Below are 6,286 nucleotides of genomic sequence, written 5' to 3' on the forward strand. Positions count from 1 at the left end.
ATTTACTCCATCCAAAGATGGAAAAACCTTCCTCTGATACTTCGTGTGAGACTCTTGATACTTTCGCTATATCCAGCTCCGAAGAACCAGACCGCACTCAACATCAAGCGCCCACACTTATCGGCTGTTAGTTTTTAAAGAGCACACCGCAAGACCCCTACCTCACCTTCCGTCTTGCGTCGCTGCGTCAGCAGCAGAGAAACGAGATTATGAAGAATCTTTTTCTCCGTGTCAACACTATTTTTTGGCTCTCGCTTCAAAATCTGCCGACTTCGGAGGCCGCGTGTTTCGCTCGGCGGCCCATCGTCTTGCGACGAGGGGCTGAATATTAGGTCAAGCAGGCTCGAATAACAAGGCGATCAACCAATTTTTTTGCGCCTGCTTCAATGCATCGCCTTCGCCGCGCCCGTGAGGAATTCCATCGGCACTGCGGCGGCCATTGCCGCGTAGCCCGCATCGCTTGGGTGGATGTGATCGCCGCTGTCGTACCGGCGCTGGAGCACGCTCGGGCGCGCGGGATCGCGCAGCGCCTGATCGAAGTCGATCACGCCGTCGAACGCCCTGCTCGATCGAATCGATTCGTTGACCGCGGTACGGATCGCTTCCCGCTCGGGCGGCAGCGAGGCCGGCGTCAGCGTCGCGCCGTAGATCTTGATGCCGCGCTGGTGCGCCTGCGCGATCAGCCGTTGATACCCGCGCACGAGCGCATCGGCGTTGACTTCGGTGTGCGGCGCGTCGCAATCGAGGCCGGCGTGCGCGGGCATCGCCATGAAATTGATGTCGTTGATGCCGATCAGCACAATGACCGCGCGCACGCCCGGCTGGCGCAGCGCGTCGCGCTCGAAGCGGCTCACCACCGCCTCGCCGTAGCATGGCGAGTTGCTCAACAGACGGTTGCCGCTGATTCCCGCGTTCACGACGACCGTCCGCCCGCCGCCCTCACGCGCCGCCTGTTTCGCGAGTGCATCGGGCCACCGCCGATTGGCATTGACCGACGAGCGCATGCCATCGGTGATCGAATCGCCGATCGCGACGATCGCCTGCGCGGATGGGCTTTCCACCGCCACGTTGGTCAGCCACGCGAACTGGGTAAAGCGCGTGCGAAAGGCGCCCGCCGATGCATCCTCGGTACGATCGCCCGGCGTCGAGATGTAATTCACCTGACTCGCCACACGATGCCACGCAACGAGCTTTTGATCCTTCCCCATGAACATGCTGACGGCTACGGGCTGGAAGGCGTCGACATCGAAATTAATCGTATCGCTCGTAACCTGGGCACCCGGCGCGACGGTTACGCTCTTGTGTCCGCCGAACAGCACGGGGCGAGCGCTTCCAGCGCGGATCGCGGCACTGTTGCCTGCGGCGGCCCGTGCAACGGTCATCGATTCGACGACGAGCGGTTCGGTGCCATACAGGTTGCTGATTCGCAGGCGCATCCGTTTTCCATCCAGTTGCGGATAAATCAGCTGGCGGACAGTACGACCCGCGACATCCGGCGCGCGATAGAGCGGCGGCAGGTTCGCGAGTTGCGGAATCGACTGCAGCGCGGTGCCCCACGCGCTGACCCAATGTTCGTTGGCAGGCGCGTCGGCGGTGTCGGCAGCGAATGCGTGCGGGACGAAATTGAATTGCGCGGCAAGCGCGGCCGCGCAGATCGCGGCGAGAACTCGGAGCTTCATTCGGCGATGGCGTGCGGAAAAGGCTCGATTGTGCCTGAAGTGTCACAAAGCTCGCGCCGCAGATTGCTTCCAACATGAACAAGCTGCGGCGACGCGCTCCAATTGGCCTCACAATGCAGCCAGTCCATTTTTCGCCAGCGCGACGACATCCGCATCAGGCATCTATATATAGATATGCAATCGAAAACCTCAGCACCGCAACACCTCACCTGGGATGAAGACGGCGAAAGCCGCTCGGCCCGCTGGAGATCGGAGAGCGGTAATCCGCCAGCGAAGCGCGTCGTGATCGGACATGACCAGATGACGGCCGATCACGCGTACCGGCTCGCCTGCGAAGGCACGGCAATTCTCTGGCGCGGCGACTTCCAGAATGCGCGGCAGTTGCTCCAGGCGATGGCACGCCGTATCGACAACAAGCCGCGCAAGGCGAAGAAACCGGCGGCGGAGATTTCACCGATCGATGCCTTCAACCTCCACCGCCTCGCGCAATCGCAGCGCGCGCGCACCCTTGCGATGCTGGTGCTCCCGCTCGACGAGCACTACGCCATCCCGTTGCGCCGCGCGCCCGACGTGCGCCAGGCGTGCGAGGAGGCATATGGACCGCCGTCGGATGAGCCGTCGGTCGTGTCCTTGCGTGAAGTGCTGGGGCTGATCGGCGCGCATGAGTGGCGCAAGAAAGGCGTCGAGATCGGCGCGGCCGGTGGGAGGATCCATCCCTATTACGGCGTGTTCTCGCCGGTTCGGGGCGAATACATCGATCTCGTCGCGAATCAGCCGCTTCCATCGAAAGAACTTGCGTTCGATATCGGCACCGGGACAGGCGTGCTCTCGGCGGTGCTGGCGCGGCGCGGCGTCGGGCGAATCGTCGCGACCGATGTCGATGCCCGCGCGCTCGCCTGCGCGCGCGAGAACATTGGACGGCTCGGGCTCGATCGTCAGGTCGAGATCGTCGAGGCCGACATGTTTCCCGAGGGCCGCGCGCCGCTGATCGTCTGCAATCCGCCCTGGCTGCCCGCGCGGCCGAGCGCGACGATCGAGCACGCCATCTACGATCCAGACAGCCGCATGCTGCGCGCGTTTCTCGACGGCCTCGCCGCGCATCTGACGCCGGGCGGCGAAGGCTGGCTCATTCTGTCGGACTTTGCCGAGCATCTCGGACTGCGTACCCGCGCCCAGTTGCAGGAATGGATCGACAAGGCCGGCCTGAAGGTCGATGGGCGCATCGACATCAAGCCGCATCATCCGCGTGCGAGCGACAAGGCCGATCCGCTGCACGCCGCACGCTCGGCGGAAGTGACGTCGCTGTGGCGGCTCGTCGCCGCATGAGTCGCTACGCCCGCTCGGCGAGCCACGCGAGCGCGCCTTCCCCCGCGACGAGTCCGCTCGCGAAACAAGCGGTCAACAGATAGCCGCCGGTCGGCGCTTCCCAGTCGAGCATTTCGCCCGCGCAGAACACGCCGGGCAGCGCGCTGATCATCGAGCGCGAGTTAAGCGCCTCGAATTCGACGCCGCCTGCGCTGCTGATGACTTCTTCGATGGGACGTGGCCGCAGCACGCGCAGCGGCAGCGCCTTGATTCGCACGGCGAGCGTGTCGAGATCCGCGAATTCGCCTTTGCTCACGCATTCGCGCAGCAAACCCGCTTTCACGCCCGTCAGATGCAGGCGGCTTTGGAGGTGACTCGAAATCGATCGCGCGCCGCGCGGATGCAGCACCTCGTCGCGCACGCGCCCGGCGGAAAGTTGCGGCGCGAGGTCCAGCAGGATCGTCGTGCCATCGCCGCCGCTTTGGGCGATCCGATCGCGGATCGGCGCCGACAATGCATAGATCAAACTGCCTTCGATGCCCTGATCGGTGATCAGACATTCGCCGGCGCGCCAGTCGGGCGTGCCGTCCGGACGCGGCAGGCCGATCGCCACGGACTTGAGCGGCTCGCCAGCGAATCGGCTGCTGAAATGCTCGCTCCAGGCGACGTCGAAACCGCAATTCGACGGCACGAAAGGCCGCACCGGCACGCCGCGCGCCGCGAGCACCGGGAGCGCGCGGCCGTCCGAGCCGAGCTGCGGCCAGCTTGCGCCGCCGAGCGCGAGCACGAGCGCCTGGTGCCGGACGCGCTTTTCGCCGGTTGGCGTCGCGAAACGCGATAGCGACGTGCCTTCATCGGCAAAGCCGAGCCAGCGATGCCGCATGTGAAACGTCACGCCGGTCGCGCGCAGCCGATGCAGCCACGCACGCAGCATCGGCGCGGCTTTCATGTCGGTGGGAAACACGCGGCCCGAACTGCCGACGAACGTCTCGACGCCCAGCTCATGCACCCAGTTTCGCAGCGCGCCTGCATCGAAACGCGCCAGCAGCGGCGCGATGTGCGGGCTTCGCGCGCCGTAGCGTGCGAGAAACGCGTCGGCAGGCTCGGAATGCGTCAGATTCATGCCGCCCTTGCCTGCCATCAGGAATTTCCGCCCGACGGACGGCATCGCGTCGAACACATCGACACGCGCGCCGCCCGCCGCGAGCGCCTCCGCGGCCATGAGCCCGGCCGGCCCTCCGCCGATCACCGCGACACTCACCGATTCGATGTTTTCAACTGACGACATGCCTGATTGGTAATGACATAACGGAGCGACATTGTCGCATCGCACGTCGCCGGACCGGCTTTGCGCCGACCGCCACGCCGGTGAAAAGCATCGCAGACCCGTCGTAAGTCATTAAATAACAAAAAAGAATTTGGCCGGCCGCAGTTCGGCCAGTACGATCCGTCGATTCGTTGCATCGACAACTTTTTACGAAATCGCCTGATCATGTCCGTTTCCCTCGCGCCCGAACGTGCTGCCGCCGGTGCCGTCACCGACGATCCGCGCCCCGTCATCAAAAGCGCCGCCGATGTCTCCCGTCTCGTCAACAGCGGCGCGGCGATCGGCAGTGATGCGCGCGTCGTCGTCGCCATTGCGCTCGGCGGGATTTTCCTCGATGCCTACGATCTCGGCGCGCTCGCGTTCGGGATGAAGGACATCGCCCGCGAGTTCTCGCTGACGCCGACCGGCTCTGGTTTCGTCGCCGCCGCGATCACGTTCGGCGCGATCATCGGCGCGTTCCTCGGTGGCTATCTCACCGACAAGGTCGGGCGCTATCGCGTCTTCATGGCCGACATGTTTTTCTTCGTCGTCGCTGCGATCGCCTGCGCGCTCGCGCCCAACGCCTGGGTGCTCGGCGGGGCGCGCTTCGTGATGGGGTTGGGCGTCGGGATCGATCTGCCCGTCGCGATGGCGTTTCTCGCCGAGTTCTCGCGCCTGCAGGGCCGCGGCAACAAAGCGGCGCGCGTCGCGATGTGGTGTCCGGTCTGGTACGCGGCGATCAGCGTCTCGTATCTGCTGGTGCTCGGCTTGTACGCGGTCTTGCCTGAGCACAACGCGGGCTGGCTCTGGCGTCTGATTCTGGGATTCGGCGCCGTGCCGGCGATCGCGATCATCGCGATTCGCAGCCGTTATATGAGCGAATCGCCCGTCTGGGCCGCGAATCAGGGCGATCTCAAGAGCGCGGCCGCGATTCTGAAGCGTTCCTACGGCATCGATGCCCGCGTCGACGAAACGACTGTCGCGCCGATCAAGGCGCGTCGCACGACGTGGAGCAACTACGGCGCGCTGCTGCGCGGCGTCTATCTGCGCCGGACGGTGCTGGCGACCGTCATCGCAATTGCATCGTCGTTTGCCTATAACGCCGTCGCGTTCGGATTGCCGGTCATCATCTCGAGCTTCCTCGCGCAATCGATGCTCACCACGATTCTCGCGTCACTCGCGCTGAATCTGTGTTTCGCGTTCGCGGGCGGGCTGTTCTCCGTGCGCACCGTGCCGAAATACGGCGCGTGGAAGCTGTCGGTCGTCGGCTACGCGTTTCAGCTCGGGGCGCTCGTCGGGCTTGCGATCGTCGGCAAACCGTCGACGGGCGCCGAGGTCGTGATCGCCATCGCGTTTCTCGCCGCGTTCCTGCTCGGCCAAGGCGTCGGGCCGGGTTCGCACAGCATGACGTTTGCGTCGCTGAGCTATCCGACTTCGCTGCGCGGCGTCGGTGTCGGCTTCAATCAGACGCTGATGCGCGCCAGCTCGACGGTCTCGCTGTTCCTGTTCCCGGTTTTGTCGGCAGCGCTCGGCACGAAGGTCTTCTGGATCATCGCCGCCGCGCCGCTCGCGGGACTCGTCGCGCTGCTCGCGGTGCGCTGGGAGCCGTCGGGCTATGACGTCGACGCGGAAGACTTCGCCGCGCAACAGACGCGATAAGCGTCCACTTTTCCTCCGATTCCCCTTTGCAAAAGCGGCGGCGACGCATCGCCGCCGCTTTTCGTTTCTTTCGCCGTCCGGCACCCCCTCGGCTGCACTAGATTAATAGCGCGTGAACTCTCGCGCCCCATCCGTGCGGAATTACCCGAGTACGCTTCAAATACCCATTTACCGACCGTCCGGTCGGTTTATAATCGCTGGACAGCGACTAATCAGGAACGAGTGCCGCCATGTACACCCAATCCCTCGACCTCCCGAGCCCCACGCACACAAGCGAAGCGGCCCCTGGCGCCGCCGCACCCGAACAGGCCCGCTTTGACGCGGTGATGCAAGCCGA

General features: G+C 64.6%; 4 protein-coding genes and 1 pseudogene. 3 read left to right on the plus strand and 2 right to left on the minus strand.

The genetic code is table 11. The annotated features are described in order from the left end of the window. Window positions 1–383 precede the first annotated feature (383 nt). Entirely contained in the window at window positions 384–1,679 is a 1,296-nt protein-coding gene (locus NCS58_RS13575) for an SGNH/GDSL hydrolase family protein (RefSeq protein ID WP_250477169.1), read from the minus strand. Between the two features lie 174 nt (window positions 1,680–1,853). On the opposite strand from NCS58_RS13575, the gene NCS58_RS13580 reads away from it, so the two are divergent. Then, entirely contained in the window at window positions 1,854–3,005 is a 1,152-nt protein-coding gene (locus NCS58_RS13580) for a class I SAM-dependent methyltransferase (protein WP_250477170.1), read from the plus strand. 4 nt (window positions 3,006–3,009) lie between these two features. Here the strand turns inward: NCS58_RS13580 and NCS58_RS13585 are convergent, their stop codons facing one another. Continuing rightward, window positions 3,010–4,272 (minus strand): TIGR03862 family flavoprotein, encoded by a 1,263-nt coding sequence (locus NCS58_RS13585; protein WP_250477171.1) that lies wholly within the window; start codon window positions 4,270–4,272, stop codon window positions 3,010–3,012. A gap of 204 nt (window positions 4,273–4,476) precedes the next feature. On the opposite strand from NCS58_RS13585, the gene NCS58_RS13590 reads away from it, so the two are divergent. Then, window positions 4,477–5,949 (plus strand): MFS transporter, encoded by a 1,473-nt coding sequence (locus tag NCS58_RS13590; RefSeq protein ID WP_250477172.1) that lies wholly within the window; start codon window positions 4,477–4,479, stop codon window positions 5,947–5,949. 230 nt (window positions 5,950–6,179) lie between these two features. Beyond that, a pseudogene (locus NCS58_RS34355) lies at window positions 6,180–6,286 on the plus strand (1,2-phenylacetyl-CoA epoxidase subunit A); the annotation flags it as partial.

It is taken from the genome of Caballeronia sp. INML3B, assembly GCF_023631305.1.
In the GTDB taxonomy this organism is placed as follows: domain Bacteria; phylum Pseudomonadota; class Gammaproteobacteria; order Burkholderiales; family Burkholderiaceae; genus Caballeronia; species Caballeronia turbans.